The organism is Serratia sp. BNK-4, from assembly GCF_048685115.1.
GTDB lineage: Bacteria > Pseudomonadota > Gammaproteobacteria > Enterobacterales > Enterobacteriaceae > Serratia > Serratia bockelmannii.
The window spans coordinates 1,247,590-1,266,661 of record NZ_JBLQTM010000001.1 but is presented as its reverse complement, the minus strand read 5'-3'; the positions used below and the strand labels follow the sequence as shown (position 1 = coordinate 1,266,661).

Annotated in this window: 16 protein-coding genes; 8 read left to right on the top strand and 8 right to left on the bottom strand. The window is 59.7% G+C overall.

Features of this window, described 5'->3' with window-relative positions:
* Positions 1 to 108 precede the first annotated feature (108 nt).
* From metG to sanA, 8 genes are all read left to right on the top strand, one after another.
* Entirely contained in the window at positions 109 to 2,136 is a 2,028-nt protein-coding gene (metG, locus tag ACMGGW_RS06165) for a methionine--tRNA ligase (RefSeq protein WP_025302157.1), read from the top strand.
* Positions 2,137 to 2,357: 221 nt separating this feature from the next.
* Entirely contained in the window at positions 2,358 to 3,425 is a 1,068-nt protein-coding gene (locus ACMGGW_RS06160) for a sugar ABC transporter substrate-binding protein (protein ID WP_049205821.1), read from the top strand.
* A 131-nt stretch (positions 3,426 to 3,556) separates the two neighbouring features.
* The gene (locus ACMGGW_RS06155; protein WP_049205818.1) at positions 3,557 to 4,768 is read left to right on the top strand and encodes an MFS transporter; all 1,212 of its coding nucleotides are present in this window, start codon (positions 3,557 to 3,559) and stop codon (positions 4,766 to 4,768) included.
* A 138-nt stretch (positions 4,769 to 4,906) separates the two neighbouring features.
* Complete coding sequence (locus tag ACMGGW_RS06150; RefSeq protein WP_025302154.1) at positions 4,907 to 5,314, top strand: CidA/LrgA family protein; 408 nt, start codon at positions 4,907 to 4,909, stop codon at positions 5,312 to 5,314.
* The gene (locus tag ACMGGW_RS06145; protein ID WP_197832359.1) at positions 5,311 to 6,006 is read left to right on the top strand and encodes a CidB/LrgB family autolysis modulator; all 696 of its coding nucleotides are present in this window, start codon (positions 5,311 to 5,313) and stop codon (positions 6,004 to 6,006) included. Before ACMGGW_RS06150 ends, ACMGGW_RS06145 begins: the two co-directional genes overlap by 4 nt.
* Positions 6,007 to 6,143: 137 nt before the next feature.
* Positions 6,144 to 7,028, top strand: coding sequence for a cytidine deaminase (gene cdd, locus ACMGGW_RS06140; protein ID WP_025302152.1), 885 nt, complete (start codon positions 6,144 to 6,146; stop codon positions 7,026 to 7,028).
* A gap of 221 nt (positions 7,029 to 7,249) precedes the next feature.
* Positions 7,250 to 8,947 (top strand): NAD-dependent malic enzyme, encoded by a 1,698-nt coding sequence (locus tag ACMGGW_RS06135; protein ID WP_025302151.1) that lies wholly within the window; start codon positions 7,250 to 7,252, stop codon positions 8,945 to 8,947.
* 169 nt (positions 8,948 to 9,116) lie between these two features.
* Positions 9,117 to 9,860: an outer membrane permeability protein SanA gene (gene sanA / locus ACMGGW_RS06130; RefSeq protein ID WP_004938948.1), complete on the top strand. Its 744-nt coding sequence runs from the start codon at positions 9,117 to 9,119 to the stop codon at positions 9,858 to 9,860.
* A 126-nt stretch (positions 9,861 to 9,986) separates the two neighbouring features.
* On the opposite strand, the gene ACMGGW_RS06125 is transcribed toward sanA, so the two are convergent.
* From ACMGGW_RS06125 to ACMGGW_RS06090, 8 genes are all read right to left on the bottom strand, one after another.
* Positions 9,987 to 10,379 carry a tautomerase family protein gene (locus ACMGGW_RS06125; protein ID WP_043142430.1) on the bottom strand — a complete coding sequence of 131 codons (393 nt, stop codon included), beginning with the start codon at positions 10,377 to 10,379 and terminating at the stop codon, positions 9,987 to 9,989.
* 235 nt (positions 10,380 to 10,614) lie between these two features.
* Complete coding sequence (mglC, locus tag ACMGGW_RS06120; RefSeq protein WP_004938953.1) at positions 10,615 to 11,625, bottom strand: galactose/methyl galactoside ABC transporter permease MglC; 1,011 nt, start codon at positions 11,623 to 11,625, stop codon at positions 10,615 to 10,617.
* Between the two features lie 11 nt (positions 11,626 to 11,636).
* Positions 11,637 to 13,145, bottom strand: a complete 1,509-nt coding sequence (gene mglA, locus ACMGGW_RS06115) for a galactose/methyl galactoside ABC transporter ATP-binding protein MglA (RefSeq protein WP_004938959.1) — start codon at positions 13,143 to 13,145, stop codon at positions 11,637 to 11,639.
* A gap of 99 nt (positions 13,146 to 13,244) precedes the next feature.
* Positions 13,245 to 14,237 carry a galactose/glucose ABC transporter substrate-binding protein MglB gene (gene mglB, locus ACMGGW_RS06110; RefSeq protein WP_025302149.1) on the bottom strand — a complete coding sequence of 331 codons (993 nt, stop codon included), beginning with the start codon at positions 14,235 to 14,237 and terminating at the stop codon, positions 13,245 to 13,247.
* Positions 14,238 to 14,501: 264 nt separating this feature from the next.
* Positions 14,502 to 15,539, bottom strand: coding sequence for an HTH-type transcriptional regulator GalS (gene galS / locus ACMGGW_RS06105; RefSeq protein WP_025302148.1), 1,038 nt, complete (start codon positions 15,537 to 15,539; stop codon positions 14,502 to 14,504).
* Between the two features lie 126 nt (positions 15,540 to 15,665).
* Entirely contained in the window at positions 15,666 to 16,838 is a 1,173-nt protein-coding gene (yeiB, locus tag ACMGGW_RS06100; RefSeq protein WP_420279258.1) for a DUF418 domain-containing protein YeiB, read from the bottom strand.
* Positions 16,839 to 16,917: 79 nt separating this feature from the next.
* Positions 16,918 to 17,583 carry a GTP cyclohydrolase I FolE gene (gene folE, locus ACMGGW_RS06095; RefSeq protein ID WP_004938969.1) on the bottom strand — a complete coding sequence of 222 codons (666 nt, stop codon included), beginning with the start codon at positions 17,581 to 17,583 and terminating at the stop codon, positions 16,918 to 16,920.
* A gap of 243 nt (positions 17,584 to 17,826) precedes the next feature.
* Positions 17,827 to 18,984: a YbfB/YjiJ family MFS transporter gene (locus ACMGGW_RS06090; RefSeq protein ID WP_043142422.1), complete on the bottom strand. Its 1,158-nt coding sequence runs from the start codon at positions 18,982 to 18,984 to the stop codon at positions 17,827 to 17,829.
* Between the last annotated feature and the right edge of the window lie 88 nt (positions 18,985 to 19,072).

Below are 19,072 nucleotides of genomic sequence, written 5' to 3'. Positions count from 1 at the left end.
GCCCGGCGGCTGGCGCGTATAACCTGCAAGAAACCGCCCTAGCAGCGAAGGGCGCGATCGGTTAACATCGAAGGCCCTTTTATTCATTACAGAAAGCAAGTTCTCACTATGGCTCAAGTCGCGAAAAAATTATTGGTGACGTGCGCGCTACCGTACGCAAATGGTTCCATCCATCTCGGCCACATGCTCGAGCACATCCAGGCGGATATCTGGGTGCGTTACCAACGAATGCGCGGCCACGAAGTGCATTTCATTTGCGCGGACGACGCGCACGGCACGCCGATCATGCTGAAAGCGCAGCAGCTGGGCGTAAAACCGGAAGAAATGATCGCGGAGATGAGCCAGGAGCACCAACAGGATTTCGCCGGCTTTGGCATCAGCTATGACAACTATCACTCGACCCATAGCGATGAAAACCGTGAGCTGTCCACCCTGATTTACAGCCGCCTGAAAGAAAACGGTTTTATCAAGAACCGCACCATTTCTCAGCTGTACGATCCGGAGAAAGGCATGTTCCTGCCGGACCGTTTCGTGAAGGGCACCTGCCCGAAATGCAAATCGCCGGACCAATACGGCGACAACTGCGAAGTGTGTGGCGCCACCTACAGCCCGACGGAACTGATCGATCCGAAGTCCGTGGTTTCCGGCGCGACGCCGGTAATGCGCGACTCCGAGCACTTCTTCTTCGATCTGCCGGCCTTCAGCGAAATGCTGCAGGCGTGGACGCGCTCCGGCGCGCTGCAAGAGCAAGTGGCGAACAAGATGCAGGAGTGGTTCGAATCCGGCCTGCAGCAGTGGGACATCTCCCGCGATGCGCCTTACTTCGGCTTCGAAATTCCGGATGCGCCGGGCAAATACTTCTACGTCTGGCTGGACGCACCGATCGGCTACATGGGTTCCTTCAAGAACCTGTGCGACAAACGCGGCGATCTGGACTTCGACGAGTTCTGGCGCAAAGACGCCACCACTGAGCTCTATCACTTCATCGGCAAGGACATCGTCTACTTCCACAGCCTGTTCTGGCCGGCGATGCTGGAAGGCAGCAACTTCCGCAAACCGACCAACCTGTTCGTGCACGGTTACGTGACGGTGAACGGCGCCAAGATGTCCAAGTCGCGCGGCACCTTCATCAAGGCCGGCACCTACCTGCAGCACCTCGACGCCGACTGCCTGCGCTATTACTACGCCGCCAAGCTCTCTTCACGCATTGATGACATCGATCTCAATCTGGAAGACTTCGTGCAGCGCGTGAATGCCGACATTGTCAACAAGGTGGTGAACCTCGCTTCGCGCAACGCCGGCTTTATCAACAAGCGCTTCGGCGGCAAGCTGGCCGACAGCCTGGCCGATCCGGCGTTGTACCAGACCTTCGTCGACGCGGCGCAGAGCATCGCCGAAGCTTATGCCAGCCGCGAGTTCAGCCGCGCGATCCGCGAAATCATGGCGCTGGCCGATCTGGCCAACCGTTACGTGGATGAGCAGGCACCTTGGGTGGTGGCGAAGGAAGAAGGCCGCGACGCCGATCTGCAGGCCATCTGCTCGATGGGCATCAACCTGTTCCGCGTGCTGATGACTTACCTGAAGCCGGTACTGCCTTCACTGACCGAACGCGCCGAAGCGTTCCTCAACGCCGAGCTGAGCTGGGACGCAATCCCGCAACCGCTGCTGGGCCACCAGGTGAACGCATTCAAAGCGCTGTTCAACCGTATCGATCTGGATAAGGTCAGCGAGATGGTCAACGCCTCGAAGGAAGACATGGCCGCCGCCAAACCGGTGACCGGTCCATTGGCCGATGATCCTATTCAGGAAACCATCACCTTCGACGACTTCGCCAAGGTAGACATGCGCATCGCTCTGATCAAGAGCGCCGACTTTGTCGAAGGCTCCGACAAGCTGCTGAAACTACAGCTGGATCTGGGCGGCGAACTGCGCCAGATCTTCTCCGGCATTCGCTCCGCTTACCCGGATCCGAAAACGCTGGAAGGCCGTCTGACCATCATGGTCGCCAACCTGGCGCCGCGCAAAATGCGTTTCGGCGTTTCGGAAGGCATGGTGATGGCGGCGGGCCCTGGCGGGAAAGAGATCTTCCTGCTGAGCCCGGACAGCGGCGCGCAGCCTGGTATGCAGGTCAAATAACCGCACCGGTGCGTAACATCGAGGGTCGAGCTTGCTCGGCCCTTTTTTAATGTCTCAAACCCGACGTTATAAGCAGTAAGAAAAAGTCATAACCGCTCTGATTCCCTCGCCTGCCGCATCTCGCTATGATGCTCCGCAACAACAAATAGACGTCCAGACAGAAAGACTGCTATAACAGACCTTCACCGGGATCGTTTCCCTGCTTTTTGGAGCCTATAATAATGAAAAACGTCAAGACTTCGCTGCTCGCCCTCAGCCTGCTGGCTGCCCTGCCGCTGCAGGCAGCGGAAAACGCCGCCGTGCCAGCTGCCATCGCTCAGCATCAGGGGCCGGTGCGCATCGCGGTGATCCGCAACCTCGGTTCCGACGACAACACCACGCAATTTTTGGCGGGTGCCATCCAGGAAGGACGCAAGCTGGGCTTCAAGGTGGACACCTTCCTCAGCAACGGCGACGACGCGCGCTTCCAGGACTTCGTCAACCAGGCTATCAGCCAGAAATATGACGGCATCATTCTCTCACAGGGGCGAGCCCCCTATTCCACCGAGCTGGTCAAACGCATCGCGGCGGCCGGCATCGCCGTCGCGGCGTTCGATACCGACGTCAGTGGCAGCGTTCCCGGCGTCACCGTCTCGCAGCAGGACGACGCTTCGCTGGCCAATGCCTCCTTCGGCCAGCTGGTGAAGGATTTCAACGGCCAGGCCAACATCATCAAACTCTGGGTAGCCGGCTTCCCACCGATGGAACGCCGCCAGGCCGCCTATCAGCAGCTGCTGAAACAGCATCCGGGCATTCACGAGCTGGAATCGATTGGCGCGGTTTCATCCGACGTGCAGGGCGATACCGCCAACAAGGTGGGCGCGGTGCTGGCGAAATACCCGAAAGGCAAGATCGACGCCATCTGGGGCACCTGGGACGCCTTCACTCAGGGCGCTTACAAAGCGTTGAAAGAGAACGGCCGCACCGAGATCAAGCTGTACAGCATCGATATCTCCAACCAGGACTTGCAGCTGATGCGCGAAGCCGGCAGCCCGTGGCAGGTCAGCGTGGCGGTGGATCCGAAGCTTATCGGCGCAGTCAACGTGCGCCTGGTGGCCAACAAGATCGCCGGGGAAAGCACGCCGGACAGCTATCAGTTCAAAGCGACGGTCATTCCGCAGGCGCTGCTGCTGGCGCAGCCGGGGCCGGTCAACGTCGCCGGGCTGGCGAAGATCATCCCCGGCTGGGGCAGCAGCAGCGACTTCGTGCAACCGTGGTTCGCCACGCTGCAGGCCGAACACGGTAAATAATGCTGTTTTTGACGAGGCTGCCGACGCAGCCTCTGTTTTTAAACTAATTTTCGGCTTCCCCCTTCCGTCCTCGCCAAAATACGCTATGTTATCTGCATCGCCCAATAACTGTATGCATAAACAGGCTTCGAATGAAGGGATTCCCCTCGCTGATTAACATGCTGCTGGCCAGTTCGCTGGTGTTGACCATCGGCCGCGGCGTGACGCTGCCGTTCATTACCATCTACCTCACCGAGCATTTCCATCTGCTGCCGAAGAGCGTGGGCGTGATCCTGGGCGTCAGCCTGACCCTCGGCATCCTTGCCAGCCTGTACGGCGGCTATCTAGTGGACAAATTCAGCAAGAACCGCCTGATCCTGCTGTCGATTGTATTGTTTGCGCTGAGCTTCTTCGCCATTCCCTGGATCCCGCGCCCCGGCGGCGTGATCGTGGTGCTGGCCATCTTGCATACCTGTTATTCGGTGCTGAGCATCACCATTAAGGCCTGCTTCGCCGACGGGTTGCCGGTTGAGCAGCGCATCAAGGCTTTTTCAATCAACTACACGCTGGTCAACGTCGGCTGGGCGATCGGTTCTGCGCTCGGCGTTCTGGTGGCCGGGCTTAGCCCGCTGCTGCCGTTTTACCTGTCGGGCGGGTTGGCGCTGGCGACGGTGGCGGCGCTAAGCCTGCGCTTGCGCGGTCGGCAACAGCGCGCAACGCCAGCCGCCGCACCGGCCGCGCTCCCCAACTTCCGCCAGACGCTGACAATCCTGCGGAGCGATCGGCGGCTTATCTACTTCACCCTCGGCAGCACCCTGGGCGCCGTGGTGTTCGGTCAGTTCACCGGCTATCTGTCGCAGTATCTGATCACCGTCTCCAGCGCCGAGTTCGCCTACAAAATCATCGGGCTGGTGATGATCGTCAACGCCAGCATCGTTATCGCCCTGCAATACCTGCTCAGCCGCGGTATGCGCCAGGAAAACATGCTGCGCTGGCTGGTGCTGGGCACGCTGTTTTTCATCGTCGGGCTGCTCGGTTTCATGGCGGCCGGCCAGGCGGTCTGGCTGTGGCTGGCGGCGATGGCGGTGTTTACCCTCGGCGAAATCATCGTGATCCCGGTGGAATACATGTTCATCGACTTTATCGCGCCCCCGCACCTGAAAGGCAGCTACTATGGAGTACAGAATCTCAGCGCGCTGGGCGGCGCCATCAACCCGGTACTGTGCGGGGTGCTGCTCAGCTATGCCGCGCCGCCGCTGATGTTCGTGATGCTGATCGTCGCCGCGCTGCTCAGCCTGCTGTTTTTCTTCCTCGGCCACCGGCTGGCAGAACACGCGGCGGCAGCGGCCGAAGACACGCGCTGAACCCGCGCGTGGTAGCCATTGCAGGCTGTCAACCCGCCGATCGGGTATGGCACCCATAGCGATAATTCATGGTGCGATCTGTGGCATGGCTCACAGTTTAATTGTATGATGAATGCAGCAATTAAACGGGGAAAGACAATGGCCAACGTGCTCACACTGTGCTGGAAATACCTGAGAGCCCTGCTCCTCATCTACCTGTGTCTGTTCGTCGGCAATGCAGTGGCGGCGCTGCTGCCGTTCGCCATTCCCGGCAGCATTCTCGGCATGCTGTTGCTGTTCGCCCTGCTCTCGACCCAGATTATGCCGGCCAAATGGGTTAAACCCGGCTGCCATTTGCTGATCCGCTATATGGTGCTGCTGTTCGTGCCTATCGGCGTCGGGGTGATGAAATACTACGATCAGATCGTCGCGCATCTGGGCCCGCTGGTCATCTCTTGCCTCATCAGCACGCTGATGGTGCTGGTGGTGGTCGGCTATACCTCACACTATTTTCACCGCGAGCGCCGCATCGCCGGTAAGCCCGACGACACGGAGGGCAACCCATGATCCATGAAATCTGGTGGTCGCTGCCGCTGACGCTGGCGGTCTATTTCGCCGCGCGCTGGCTGGCGCGCAAGCTGAACATGCCGCTGCTCAATCCGCTGCTGGTTTCCATGGCGGTGATCATCCCGCTGCTGCTGCTCACCAGCATCCCCTATGAGCGCTACTTTCAGGGCAGCAAAATCCTCAACGATCTGCTGCAGCCGGCGGTTGTCGCACTGGCCTTCCCGCTGTATGAACAGCTGCACCAGATCCGCGCGCGCTGGAAGTCGATTATCGCGGTGTGCTTCATCGGAAGCCTGACCGCCATGATCAGCGGCGGCGCCATCGCCCTGTGGCTGGGCGCCACGCCGGAAATCGCCGCCTCTATCCTGCCGAAATCGGTCACTACGCCAATCGCCATGGCCGTCGCGGACTCGCTCGGCGGTATTCCGGCGATCAGCGCGGTCTGCGTCATTTTCGTCGGTATCCTCGGCGCCGTGTTCGGCCATACGCTGTTCAACCTGTTGAAAATCACCACCCACTCTGCGCGCGGCCTGGCGATGGGCACCGCATCCCACGCGCTGGGCACCGCACGCTGCGCGGAGATGGACTACCAGGAAGGCGCATTCGGCTCGCTGGCGCTGGTGATCTGCGGCATCATCACCTCACTGCTGGCGCCGTTCCTGTTCCCGGTGCTGCTGCATCTGTTCGGCTGAATACGGCGAAACTTGCGATACATCTCGCATTTATTTATTTCATTGCACTAATTTCACCAATTAAGAGACATTAGTCACACTTTAATGTCTCTGGCCTGCCTAGAATGTTACCCCGTTAACTCGTAGAGAGACCTTCTATGCATCCGCGTTTTCACACCGCTTTCAGCGCACTGCCCGCGACACTGCAATCCGCCCTGCGGCCCTATCTGGACGCGCCTGACTTTCCGGCGATGTTCACGGCCGAGCAAGCGGCGGCGATCCGCACAGGTTGCGGGCTGGACGATGATGCGCTGGCATTCGCGCTGCTGCCGCTGGCGGCGGCCTGCTCGTTAACCCCGATATCGCATTTCCACGTCGGCGCCATCGCGCGCGGGCAAAGTGGCAACCTCTATTTCGGCGCCAATATGGAATTCAGCGGCGCACCGCTGCAGCAAACCGTGCATGCGGAGCAGTGCGCGGTTACCCATGCCTGGCTGCGCGGTGAATCGGCGCTGGCCTCGGTCACCGTCAATTACACGCCGTGCGGTCATTGCCGCCAGTTTATGAATGAGCTGAACAGCGGCGGCGAACTGCAGATCCGTCTGCCGGGCCGCGCGCCGGCTACGCTGGCGGACTATCTGCCGGACGCCTTCGGCCCGAAAGATCTGGATATCGCTTCGCTGCTGATGGACAAGGTCGATCACGGTCACCAGCTGGCGCTGGACGACGCACTGACACAGGCGGCACTGGCGGCGGCCAATCAGAGTCACGCACCGTACAGCAACGCCCACAGCGGCGTGGCGCTGGAAACGACAGACGGCATTATCTATGCCGGCCGTTATGCGGAAAACGCCGCCTTCAACCCTAGCCTGCCGCCGCTGCAGGCCGCGCTGATCCTGCTGAACCTCTCCGGCGGCGATTGCCTGAACATTCGCCGCGCCGTACTGGTCGAGCCGCAGGAGGCGATCCTCAGCCAGTGGGACGCCACCCGCGCCACCCTGGCGGCGCTAGGCTGCCAGAACGTCAGCCGCGCCACTTTCTAAGCGCACCACGGCGGGGCCATCCGGTTCCGCCGTTAACAGCCCCGCCCGCCAAATACAATGCCCCGACGCCGCAAGAAACACTTTCTTTAGTTAAAAAATCATTTGATTGTCGATAATTACGCCAACCTGGTTCATCATCTGGCAACAAATGCTGTACATCTTCTCTTTATCTCTTAGGATCGTCGGCAATAAAGTTATCTGATACGTGAAGAGTAAAACTGATGGAACTAGAATACGAAAGCAAACGCCCGCTCTATATCCCTTACGCCGGCCCGATTCTGCTGGAATTTCCGCTGCTGAACAAAGGCAGCGCTTTCACCGAGGAAGAACGTAGCCACTTCAACCTGCACGGCCTGCTGCCGGAGGCGGTGGAAACCATCGAAGAACAGGTGGAACGCGCCTACCGTCAGTATCAGGATTTCAAGAACGATAACGACAAGCACATCTACCTGCGCAACATCCAGGACACCAACGAAACCCTGTTCTACCGCCTGCTGGACTCGCACCTGAGCGAGATGATGCCGATCATTTACACCCCGACCGTCGGCGAGGCCTGCGAACACTTCTCCGATATCTATCGCCGCGCGCGCGGGCTGTTCATCTCCTACCCGAACCGCGATCGCATCGATGACATGCTGCAAAACGCCACCAAGCAGAACGTCAAGGTGATCGTGGTCACCGACGGCGAGCGTATCCTCGGCCTGGGCGACCAGGGCATCGGCGGCATGGGCATTCCCATCGGCAAGCTGTCGCTGTATACCGCCTGCGGCGGCATCAGCCCGGCCTATACCCTGCCGGTGGTGCTGGACGTCGGCACCAACAACCCGCAGCGCCTCAACGATCCGCTGTACATGGGCTGGCGCCATCCGCGCATCTCCGGCGAGGAGTACCACGCCTTCGTCGAAGAGTTTATTCAGGCGGTCAAACGCCGCTGGCCGAACGTACTGCTGCAGTTCGAAGACTTCGCACAGAACAACGCCACCCCGTTGTTGAACCGCTATCGCGACGAGATCTGCTGCTTCAACGATGACATTCAGGGCACTGCCGCGGTGACCCTCGGCAGCCTGATCGCCGCCAGCCGCGCCGCCGGCAGCCAGCTGCGCGATCAGACCGTCACCTTCCTCGGTGCCGGTTCCGCCGGCTGTGGCATCGCCGAGCAGATCATCGCGCAGATGAAGTCCGAAGGGTTGAGCGAAGACGAAGCGCGCGCCCGCGTATTCATGGTCGACCGCTTCGGCCTGCTGACCGACAAACTGCCGAACCTGCTCGATTTCCAGAGCAAGCTGGTACAGAAGAGCGACAACCTGACCGGTTGGGAAACCGCCAGCGACGCCATCTCGCTACTGGACGTGGTGCGCAACGCCAAGCCGACCATTCTGATCGGCGTTTCCGGCCAGCCGGGGCTGTTTACCGAAGAGCTGATCCGCGAAATGCACAAACACTGCGAACGCCCTATCGTGATGCCGCTGTCCAACCCGACCTCGCGCGTGGAAGCCCGCCCAGAAGACATCATCAACTGGACCGACGGCGCCGCCCTGGTCGCGACCGGCAGCCCGTTCGCACCGGTGAGCTATAAAGAGCAGCTGTACCCGATCGCCCAGTGCAACAACTCCTACATCTTCCCGGGGATTGGCCTCGGCGTGCTGGCCTCCGGCGCCACCCGCGTCACCGACGCTATGCTGATGGCCGCCAGCCGCGCGCTGGCGGACTGTTCGCCGCTGGCCACCGACGGCCACGGCGCACTGCTGCCGAATATCGACGATATTCAGGGCGTGTCGAAGTGCATCGCCATGGAAGTGGGTAAAGCGGCGCAGCTGCAGGGTGTGGCGATCGTTACCTCCGAAGACGCGCTGTCGAAAGCCATCGAGCACAACTTCTGGCGGCCGCAGTACCGCAGCTACAAGCGCACTTCGTTCTGATTGACGCGCTGAAATGACCCAGCCCGGCTCCGCCGGGCTTTTTTGTGCGGCAAAACCGCCGAAAAATGCGGCGTTGCGCGTGCTTCAGGCGGTTCGCGTCTTGCGTCGATCGGTCAGGTAAAGTAGCCTTGATCCATCTTTTTCAGCCCGGCGCGCGTAAGGCAACAACATGTGGAAACGCCTGATCATCAGCCTGTTCATCATCATTGCGGTGTTGATGGGTTCGGCTATTGCGCTCGATCGCTGGATCAGCTGGAAAACCGCGCCTTACGTCTATGACGAACTGCAGGAGCTGCCGCACCGCCAGGTTGGCGTGGTGCTCGGCACGGCCAAGTATTACCGCACTGGGGTGATCAACCAGTACTACCGTTACCGCATTCAAGGGGCGATCAACGCCTATAACAGCGGCAAGGTGAAATACCTGCTGCTGAGCGGCGACAATGCCCAGCAAAGCTACAACGAACCGATGACCATGCGTCGCGATCTGATCGCCGCCGGCGTGGCGCCGAGCGATATCGTGCTGGACTACGCCGGCTTCCGCACTCTAGACTCCATCGTGCGCACCCGCAAGGTGTTCGACACCAACGATTTCATCATCATCACCCAGCGCTTCCACTGCGAGCGCGCGCTGTTCATCGCCTTGCACATGGGCATTCAGGCGCAGTGCTACGCGGTGCCGTCGCCGAAGGACATGATGACGGTGCGCGCCCGCGAGATCTTCGCTCGCCTGGGCGCGCTGACCGATCTGTACATCCTCAAGCGCGAGCCGCGCTTCCTCGGCCCGCTGATCCCGATCTCCGCCATGCACACCGTGCCGGAAGACGCCCAGGGTTATCCCGCCGTGTCACCGGAACAGTTGGTTGAGCTGGAGCACAAGCTGAAAGAAGAGAAGCAGAAAGCCAAACAGCCTTAATCATCCGGCAGAGGGTTTTACACGCGTCCCCAGCAATACGCTAAAAGGGCGTATTATCCGAGAAATACGCAGTGTTAACGAATACCGGATGATTTGCGTAAAGCACTCTCTACGTACGTTGACAGCTTATTGCGACATAGAAAGCGGCGATGCCCTTCTGCCGCCGCCGAATGAACTATTCAAACGATCCAGTTCAATGAAAAGGACCATCAGATCATTGCTGTCCAGTCCAATCAGGGCGAGTTCCTGTACCAGTGATTGCAAGAGCAATTGTTTGCGGGCATCAGGGGAACCAGAGGAAAGCATGGCTTCAATCAACACGAAGTTAGCGCTGCGGGGGGATTCCAGATCGGGATAAGTGGGGTCCACATATAAATCGTCTTCCCCAAGACGGATAAAGCGCTGGAATTGATCGTTCGCAGGATAGCCGGTTTTTACTACCGCCGCGTGAATAGCTGATGAAATTCTTTTCTTATCAAGCGTATTACGACTTTTCAGCGTAATGGTAAATACAGGCATAGTTTGCTCCCTGAGAACGGTAGATAAAAGCAGTTTACTGGCTTCATGTCATGTGGGTAGCCCGAAAACTGTGTCACGCTGTAACCAACCCAACCTTAAGATCGGGCAATTCCCTTACCCGAAACAACCCAGCCAGCCATTGCCAAATAATGCCTTACTGTTTTACTGCGCCCTGCCTCCTAGAATGCAACAAGGCCGGCAATAGGCCGGCCTTGTTGTCTGTGCTGCAGGAAATCTACTTCTTCTTGGCGTATTTCAACGAGTCCAACGCCACGGCGAAGATGATGATGCTGCCCTTGATGATGTACTGCCAGTACGGGTTGATGCCGATATAGGTCAGGCCGTAGTTGATGACGGTAAAGATGATCACCCCGGTCACCACGCCCCACACCGTACCCACCCCGCCGGCAAATGAGACGCCCCCCACCACGCAGGCGGCGATGGCATCCAGCTCATACATAAAGCCGAGGTTATTGGTGGCGCTGCCGATGCGCCCCGCTTCCAGCAAGCCGCCGAAGGCGTAGAACACGCCGGACAGCGCATAGATCATGATCAGGTTCAACGGCACGTTGACGCCGGACACCTTAGCCGCTTCCGGGTTGCCGCCGATGGCGAAGATGTTCTTGCCGAAGCGGGTCTTGGTCCACAGGATCCAGACGAATATGATGGCGATCAGCGCGTAAAAGGTAATGTACGACAGCTTAAAGTCGCCGAAGCGCAAGAAGCCCTGGGCAAAGGTGGAAAACTTCGGATCGAAACCCGCGACCGGCGACGCGCCGACCGAATCGTAATACAGCGAGTTGATGCCGTAGACGATGATCATGGTGCCCAAGGTGGTGATGAACGGCGTCACGTTGAGATAGGCGATAATCAGGCCGTTAACCAGGCCGATCACCGCGCCGACCGCACACACCAGCAAGATGACCAGGGGAATCGACCAGGTTTCCATGTGCGGGAATACCTTGTTGACGTTATCCATCGACTGCAGCAGCGTGGCCGCCACCACCGCCGCCAGCCCCACCTGCCGCCCGGCGGACAGGTCGGTGCCCTGAGTCACGATCAATCCCGCCACGCCCAGCGCGATGATGATGCGCACCGAAGACTGCGTCAGGATGTTGCTCAGGTTCATCAGGCTAAGGAAGGTAGGATCCTGAATGATGATGATGGCCAACAGCACCAGCAACACCACGTAAATGCCGCCTTCCTTGAAATAGGTAAATAAGGTTTTTTTATTTAGCGCGTTCATAATTCCGATCCTTAAAGGTGCAGGGAGGCGAGACGTAAGATTTCATTTTGCGAGGTCTGTTTGGTGTTAACGATGCCCGCAACCTGACCGTTGCTCATCACCAAAATACGGTCGGTGATCCCCAAAAGCTCCGGCATTTCGGACGAGACGATAATGATCCCCTTGCCCTTCTTCGCCAGTTCGGTCATCAGCTGATAAATCTCGAACTTGGCGCCCACGTCGATGCCGCGCGTCGGTTCATCCAGCATCAGGATCTCCGGCTGCGTCAGCAGCCAGCGGCCGATGATCACCTTCTGCTGGTTGCCGCCGGACAGCGAGCCGATATGGGTGTGATGCCCCGGCGTTTTCACCCGCATGGCGTCGATCACCCACTGGGTGTCGCTCTTCATCCGCGCGTTATCCAGCAGGCCGAGCTTGTTTTTATAATTGCGGATATTGGAGATCAACGAGTTGAAACCCACATCGAGGTAAGCGTAAATCCCGGTGGATCGGCGCTCTTCGGTCACCAACGCAAACCCGTGGTTGATCGCTTCGTTGGCACTGTGGTTGTCGATCGCCTTGCCGTGCAGCTTTATAGTGCCCGCCACCTTTTCACGAATGCCGAACAGCGTCTCGACGATGTCGGTGCGCTTGGCGCCCACCAGCCCGGCGATGCCGAGGATCTCGCCCTGGTGCAGATCGAAGGAAACATCGCGGATCGAAGGCTGGCGCAGCGATGTCAGGTTCTTCACCTCAAGGATCACCTCACCCGGCGTGTTCTGCCTGTCCGGGAAGCGCTGGCTCAGCGAGCGGCCGACCATCATGGCGATGATCTTGTCCATATCCAGCCCTTCCAGCGGCTGGGTGGCGATCCACTGGCCGTCGCGCAGCACCGTTATCTCGTCGCACAGCTGGAAGATCTCTTCCATCTTGTGCGAGATATAGACGATGCCGCAGCCGCGTTCTTTCAGCTTGCGGATGATGGTGAACAGATGATTGACCTCTTTCTCCGTCAGCGAAGAGGTCGGTTCATCCATGATGACGATCTTGGCGTCGTAGGAAAACGCCTTGGCGATCTCGATCATCTGCATCTGCGACACCGACAGGTTGCCCACCTTTTCGCGCGGGTTGATGTCGATATCCAGCTCGTCAAAGATCGCCTGGGTGTCTTTGAACATCTTGTCCTGATCGACGAACAGGCCTTTGGTCGGATAGCGCCCCAGCCACATGTTGTCCATCACGGTGCGTTGCAGCACCAGGTTCAGCTCCTGATGCACCATCGAAACGCCGTGTTCCAACGCTTCCTTCGAGCTCTTGAAATCGATTTCCCGACCCTGAAACACAATGCTGCCGCTGTCTTTTTTATAAATGCCGAACAGGCATTTCAGCAACGTCGATTTCCCCGCCCCGTTCTCCCCCATCAGGGCGTGAATCGAGTGCGGACGGACGCGTAAATTGACATTGTCCAAAGCTTTGACGCCGGGAAATGACTTACAGATATCCGTCATTTCCAGCAAAAATTCGCGTGAGCTATCGGCCATAAATACACCTGGCTTAACGATCTTGCAGTCGTAAACATCCCCGCCGGCGGTATCCCTGGTGTTGGCGCCGCAGGCGGGGTCTTAGCGGGATCTCAATTCTTATTTAACGAACTGAGACAGGTTGTCTTTATCTACGCCGACGTAAGGGATACGCACGACTTTATTTTCGACTTTATATTGGGTGCCTTCGGTGGCCGGTTTGCCTGCCGCCAGGTTTTTCGCGAGCTCGAAGGTGGCTTTCGCCTGGTTGTCGGCGTCGTTCAGCACCGTGCCCGCCATCGCGCCGGATTTCACCAGCGCCAGCGCTTCAGGCAGCGCATCGACGCCGAACACCGGGATACTGGTCTTGTTGTGCGCTTTCAGCGCTTCCACCGCGCCCATTGCCATAGCGTCGTTGTTGGCGATCACCACTTCAATCTTGTTGGCATTCGGGCCGGAGAGCCAGGCGTCCATCTTGTCTTTCGCCTGCGCGGTATCCCACATCGCGGTATCCATCTGCAGCTGCTGGGTCTTGATGCCTTTTTCGTTCAGCGTCTTCACCACGTAGGTAGTGCGCGCTTCGGCATCCGGGTGGCCCGGTTCGCCCTTCAACAGCACGAACTGGATCTGGCCGTCTTTGTTCAGATCCCAGGCCGGGTTGGCTTGCCAGTGTTTGGCGATCAGCTCGCCCTGGATCACGCCGGACTCTTTGGAGTCGGTGCCGACGTAATATGCCTTGTCATAGCTGTCCAACGCCTTGCGGGAAGGTTCTTTGTTGTAGAACACCACCGGGATATCGTTTGCGCGCGCCTTATCGATAACCACCGGTGCCGCGGCCGGGTCGACCAGGTTGATCGCCAGCGCTTTCACGCCCTTGGCCAGCAGCACGTCGATCTGATCGTTCTGTTTGGACTGGTCGTTCTGCGAATCATTCATCAACAGGGTAACGTCCGGTGAAGCCTTGGCGTCTTTCTCGATCGCCTTGCGCACCACCGACATGAAGTTGTCGTCGTATTTATAAATCGTGACGCCAATACGGGTATCAGCATGGGCTGCGGCGCCAAACATCATGGCTGCGGCCATGGCGGCCAGGGTGAAAACCTTCTTATTCATTGTCAGTCTCCGGTTCTGTGTAGGGTATTACTCGTCTTTGAGCCAATGGTCACCGGCAGTGCGCACACCCCAGGCCAGGCGATTTCCACTCAACACCTGTCGTCCGTGGATCTTATTATTTCCGAGAAATGCTGTGTCAGCGCGAGATAAAGGTTGCAGCGGCAAGGGCCTTTGCGCCGGAAAACGCCTAGAGCATAGACGGCGTGATGTTAATATTCTGTGAATTTTCTCACAGATTGAAAACGGTTACACAGGATTAAATCGTCAGAGAGTGACCGTCGCCTCACTTTGCCAGGGGGCGACAGAATGGCGCCGCACCAGCGTCGGCATGAACAGATGAGCGGCCTGCGGCTCCGCCAGGCCTGCTGCGCCCTGCAATGCTAGCTCGGTGGCCAGCGTGGCCATCGAGACGATCGGGTAACGCACCGTGGTGAGTTTGGGGCTGGTGTAACGCGCGATGGGAATGTCGTCGAAGCCGATCAGCGAGAAATGCTGCGGTACCGTGATACCGTTTTCTTTCAGCACCGCCATGGCGCCGGCGGCCATGGCGTCGTTGTAAGCGAACACCGCGCTCAGCTGTAGATTACGCCCCAGCAGTTCCACCATCGCCGCCTCGCCGCCCTGCAGATCCGGCGAACCGTAGGCGCGCCAGTTGTCCGGCGTGGCCAGCCCGGCGGCGGCCATCGCCTGCGCATAGCCCCGCTGGCGCAGCGGTCCGTCTTCGATCGGGTGATTGGAGCCCAGGTAGCCGATGCGCCGATGGCCCTGCGACAGCAAAAGACGCATCGCCATTTCCGCGCCGCAGACGTTATCCAGCCCGACGCAGCGTGGCTCATAGCCGGGGATAATCCGATTGATCAGCACCATGCCCGGCACCTGCTCCAGAAAGCCGATCAGCTCGGCGTCGCTCAGGGCTTTGGCGTGAACAATCAGGGCATTACAGCGCTGACGGATCAGCACTTCGATCGCATGGCGCTCTTTGTCCGCCTGATGATAGCTGTTGCCGATCAGCAGGTATTTGTGGTGTTTCTGCGCCACCGTGTCAACCGCTTTCACCAGCGCGCCGAAGAACGGATCGGAGACGTCCATCACCACCACGCCCAGGGTATCGCTGCTTTGGGTCGCCAGCGCCTGCGCGTTGGCGTTGGGGCGATAGCCCAGATCCGCCACCGCCTGCAGCACCTGCTCGCGCGTCTCCTTGCTGGTCAGCGCGCTGTGGTTCAACACGCGGGAGACGGTCGCCACGGAGACCCCGGCGCGTTTCGCCACGTCGCGAATGGTGATCGGATGAACTGGAGGCATGCGGGATCCTGAAATCGGGGTAGTGGCCGGTGGCGCTATCCTACCCCGATTGGCCCGCTGCTCGCGTGAATTACGTCACAGGAAAGAAAACGTTTACATACATTTTTTTAACCTGCCGATGGGCACTCATTTCAGCGTTTTGGGCTCCGCTTCGCCGGCGGCCAGCTGCGTCAGCTTGCGCCACAGCCACTCCATCGGCCCCTGAGCGAAATAACGCAGCCACAGTACGGAAAACGCCAGGTTGGCCAGCCAGACCAGCGGCACGAACGCCAACAGCTGCAGCCGGTCGAACTGCTCATAGAGACCGAAGCGATAAAACAACGTGGTGCAGATCAGCGTTTGCAGCAGGTAGTTGCTCAGCGCCATGCGCCCCACCTGGCTCAGCCAGTGGGCGATGCGCAGGCGCGACAGTGCGGGCCAGAAACCGTAACACAGCGCCAGATAGCCCATCGCCTGCAGCGGGGCGCCCAGCTCACGCGGCACCTGCAGCAGGAAACCGCTCCAGCGATAGTCCCACTGCACCTGCCATTGCAGCGCCACCACCGGCAGCTGGATCAGCACCGAAAGCGGCAGCAGCCACGCCGCCTGCCTCAGGTAATAGCCGGATGAGTAGCTGCCGCGCAGCCAGCCGCTGCGCATCAGCCCAGCGCCGAACAGCATCAGCCCCGCCAGCTCCCAGCCATACTGCGCGCCGATGGCCAGCAGGCTGGACGAGAGCAGATCGGCGCGGCTGCGCCAGGCTTCGAAACCGCCCTGCAGCTTCCAGAACTTCTCGTACTGCAACTCCGCCACGCCCGGCTGCCAGAAGCTGCCCGGTTCACCGTGCGAGATAAAACCGAGCAGCAGCAGCACCGCCACGCCGATCAGGTAGAGCACCACGCCGGTTTTCAGCAGCTGGAAAGTTTCTTTGGCCTCGCGGATCATGCGCCAGCACACCAGGCCGATCAGCCCGTAGGCCAGCAGAATATCGCCGTCCCACAGGAAGATGGCGTGCGCGAGGCCGAACAGCACCAACCACGACAGCCGCGCGCGGATCCAGCTTTTGCCGCGCCGCAGCAGCATGTGCAACCCGGCGCCGAACAACAGCGCGAACATCGCCAGGAACTTGGCCTGGGCGAAGAGATCCAGCAGCGCCCAGGTCCAGGCATCGCGCGACGACGGCATCCCCAAATAGGCCGGGTTGAGATAGGCGGCCTTCGGCAAGCCGAAGGCGCTGATGTTCAGCAATAAGATGCCGAGGATGGCGATGCCGCGCACGCAGTCCAGCGTAGCGATGCGCGGCAGAGGATGACTGTTCATTTTTTATCGCTGTCTTCCGCTCATGAAAAAGGCGCCCGCAGGCGCCTGTTATGCTATTGCGAGTCGCCCCGCAACGCCATCACCCCTGGTGATGACGCACCGCGCGCAGGAACTCCTGGCGGGTATTCTGGCTGGACTTGAACAGCCCCCCCAACGAGGTGGTGGTGGTGGCGCTGGTCGCGTCGCGAATGCCGCGCGCCTTGACACAATAATGGACCGCGTCGATCGATACCGCCACGTTATTGGTACCGAGCAGGGTCTGCAGCGCGACCAGGATCTGCTGGGTCAGACGCTCTTGCACCTGCGGACGCTGGGAGAAGAACTGCACGATGCGGTTGATCTTCGACAGACCGATCACCGAGTCTTTCGGGATATAGGCCACGGTAGCCTTGCCGTCGATGGTGACGAAGTGGTGCTCGCAGGTGCTGGTCAGCGTGATATCGCGCACCGTCACCATCTCATCCACTTTCATCTTGTTCTCGATGACGGTGATTTTCGGGAAGTTGGCGTAGTCCAGCCCGGAGAAGATCTCGTCGACATACATTTTGGCGATGCGATGCGGCGTTTCCGCCAGGCTGTCGTCAGACAGATCGAGATTCAGCAGCTGCATGATTTCAGTCATGTGCTCTTTGATGCGACGCTTGCGCGTTTCGCGATCCAGCACTTCCCCGCGCAGCGGTGTCTCCAGACCACGCTCTTCCAGTGCCGCATGCACCAGCGCGGCTTCTTTACTTAATGATGTCATGTATTTGTTCTCCTGCGGACGGAACCCGCCGGCGGCCTGGTAGGGCGTGCGGCCGGCGAATTGCTTGCTCTCGTGACGGCAGAGTTTTCGTGATGGATAACGTGAACCCGGTCAAGATTTTGCCCCACTGTAGATGAGAGCGCGGCGATTATCCAGTGATTGTGCTTCATCCGCAGGTGAAATATTCGCATTTAGCACAATCAGACCGGCTGCGGGATCCCGCTTTTTTTGTATGGATTTTAATCAGCGCATCGCCGTTTTTTGCGCCAATCGCCGCGCCGGGGTATTCACTACCAGCGCACCGGCCACCAACAGCGCCGCCACCGCCACGTACAGCGCCGGCTCCAGCCGATGAGTCATGGCGGTCGACAGCGCCGACAGCATCGGCCCGACCAGTTGGCCGATCGCATAACCGGTGGTCAGCAATCCAGCCATGTAGCGCGCATGGCGCGGCGCCAGTTCACGGCCGTGCTGAAGGGCGAGCTGCACCACGCAGAGGAAGCCGCCGCCGGTCAGCACCGCCCCGAGCGCCAGGCCGGCCACGCCCGGCACCGCTTCGGCGCTCAGCACGCCCAACGCCTGTATCCACAGCGTGATCGCCAACCGGGTCTGGGTAGTTAGCCGATGGCGGGTCAGAATGCCGATGACAATCCCCAGCACCGCCGCACCACCGAACACCGGCCAGACAAACTGCGCGAACAGGCTGGCGGGAAAGCGCGCCGCCGCCATCTGCGACAAAAAGGTCGCCGGCAGGATGTAGCCGAAGCCGGCCAGGCTATAGCTCCACACCAGGCGTTTGAGCGCCGGCGTCAGCAGCAGCGGCTCCGGGGCCACGTCCGGGCGATGCAGCTCGCCGCTGCGCGGCAGAAAGGCGCTAATCCCCCCGACCAGCACCAGCGCCAGCCCGCCATACACCAGCCAGGCCTGCGCCGCCGTCAGCCCCAGCGCGTTGATGCCCACCGCAAGCATGCCGCTAAGGAAGATGCCGGCGCCCGGCCCGGCGAATACCGCCGCGCTCAGCGCCGGCCGGCCGTAGTGCGCCAACCGCTCGTTGGTCCAGGCCGCCACCAGCACCATCGCCCAGCCGCTGGCCCAGCCGATGACGAAGCGCAGCGCGCCGTGCGTCCATGCATCCTGCGCCAGCGCCGACAGCAGCGTCAGCGCCATCGCGCCCCATACGCCCAGCCACAGGCGCCGCTCGACGTGGCGCGTGGCGCGCATCGCGTCGTAGGCGCCGCACAGGTAGCCCAAATAGTTGATCGCCGCCACCAGCCCGGCGCCGGTGAGGCTGAACTGATGTTCCGCGATCATCAGCGGCACCTGCGGGGTGAAAGCGAAGCGGCCAATGCCCATCGCGACGATCAGCGCGGCAAAACCGCTCAAGGCAATACGTAAAGCCATACCGGTATCCAAAAGGTTAAAAGAAAGTTGCCAGTATCATGCCGCAGTATTAAACTCACAAAAACTGAATAATAGTTATCAAGTTCAT

Excerpts from the sequence above, each read along its gene's own strand:
- metG (WP_025302157.1), top strand. The coding sequence starts at position 109 with ATGGCTCAAGTCGCGAAAAAATTATTGGTGACGTGCGCGCTACCGTAC.
- ACMGGW_RS06160 (WP_049205821.1), top strand. The coding sequence starts at position 2,358 with ATGAAAAACGTCAAGACTTCGCTGCTCGCCCTCAGCCTGCTGGCTGCC.
- ACMGGW_RS06155 (WP_049205818.1), top strand. The coding sequence starts at position 3,557 with ATGAAGGGATTCCCCTCGCTGATTAACATGCTGCTGGCCAGTTCGCTG.
- ACMGGW_RS06150 (WP_025302154.1), top strand. The coding sequence starts at position 4,907 with ATGGCCAACGTGCTCACACTGTGCTGGAAATACCTGAGAGCCCTGCTC.
- ACMGGW_RS06145 (WP_197832359.1), top strand. The coding sequence starts at position 5,311 with ATGATCCATGAAATCTGGTGGTCGCTGCCGCTGACGCTGGCGGTCTAT.
- cdd (WP_025302152.1), top strand. The coding sequence starts at position 6,144 with ATGCATCCGCGTTTTCACACCGCTTTCAGCGCACTGCCCGCGACACTG.
- ACMGGW_RS06135 (WP_025302151.1), top strand. The coding sequence starts at position 7,250 with ATGGAACTAGAATACGAAAGCAAACGCCCGCTCTATATCCCTTACGCC.
- sanA (WP_004938948.1), top strand. The coding sequence starts at position 9,117 with ATGTGGAAACGCCTGATCATCAGCCTGTTCATCATCATTGCGGTGTTG.
- ACMGGW_RS06125 (WP_043142430.1), bottom strand. The coding sequence starts at position 10,379 with ATGCCTGTATTTACCATTACGCTGAAAAGTCGTAATACGCTTGATAAG.
- mglC (WP_004938953.1), bottom strand. The coding sequence starts at position 11,625 with ATGAACGCGCTAAATAAAAAAACCTTATTTACCTATTTCAAGGAAGGC.
- mglA (WP_004938959.1), bottom strand. The coding sequence starts at position 13,145 with ATGGCCGATAGCTCACGCGAATTTTTGCTGGAAATGACGGATATCTGT.
- mglB (WP_025302149.1), bottom strand. The coding sequence starts at position 14,237 with ATGAATAAGAAGGTTTTCACCCTGGCCGCCATGGCCGCAGCCATGATG.
- galS (WP_025302148.1), bottom strand. The coding sequence starts at position 15,539 with ATGCCTCCAGTTCATCCGATCACCATTCGCGACGTGGCGAAACGCGCC.
- yeiB (WP_420279258.1), bottom strand. The coding sequence starts at position 16,838 with ATGAACAGTCATCCTCTGCCGCGCATCGCTACGCTGGACTGCGTGCGC.
- folE (WP_004938969.1), bottom strand. The coding sequence starts at position 17,583 with ATGACATCATTAAGTAAAGAAGCCGCGCTGGTGCATGCGGCACTGGAA.
- ACMGGW_RS06090 (WP_043142422.1), bottom strand. The coding sequence starts at position 18,984 with ATGGCTTTACGTATTGCCTTGAGCGGTTTTGCCGCGCTGATCGTCGCG.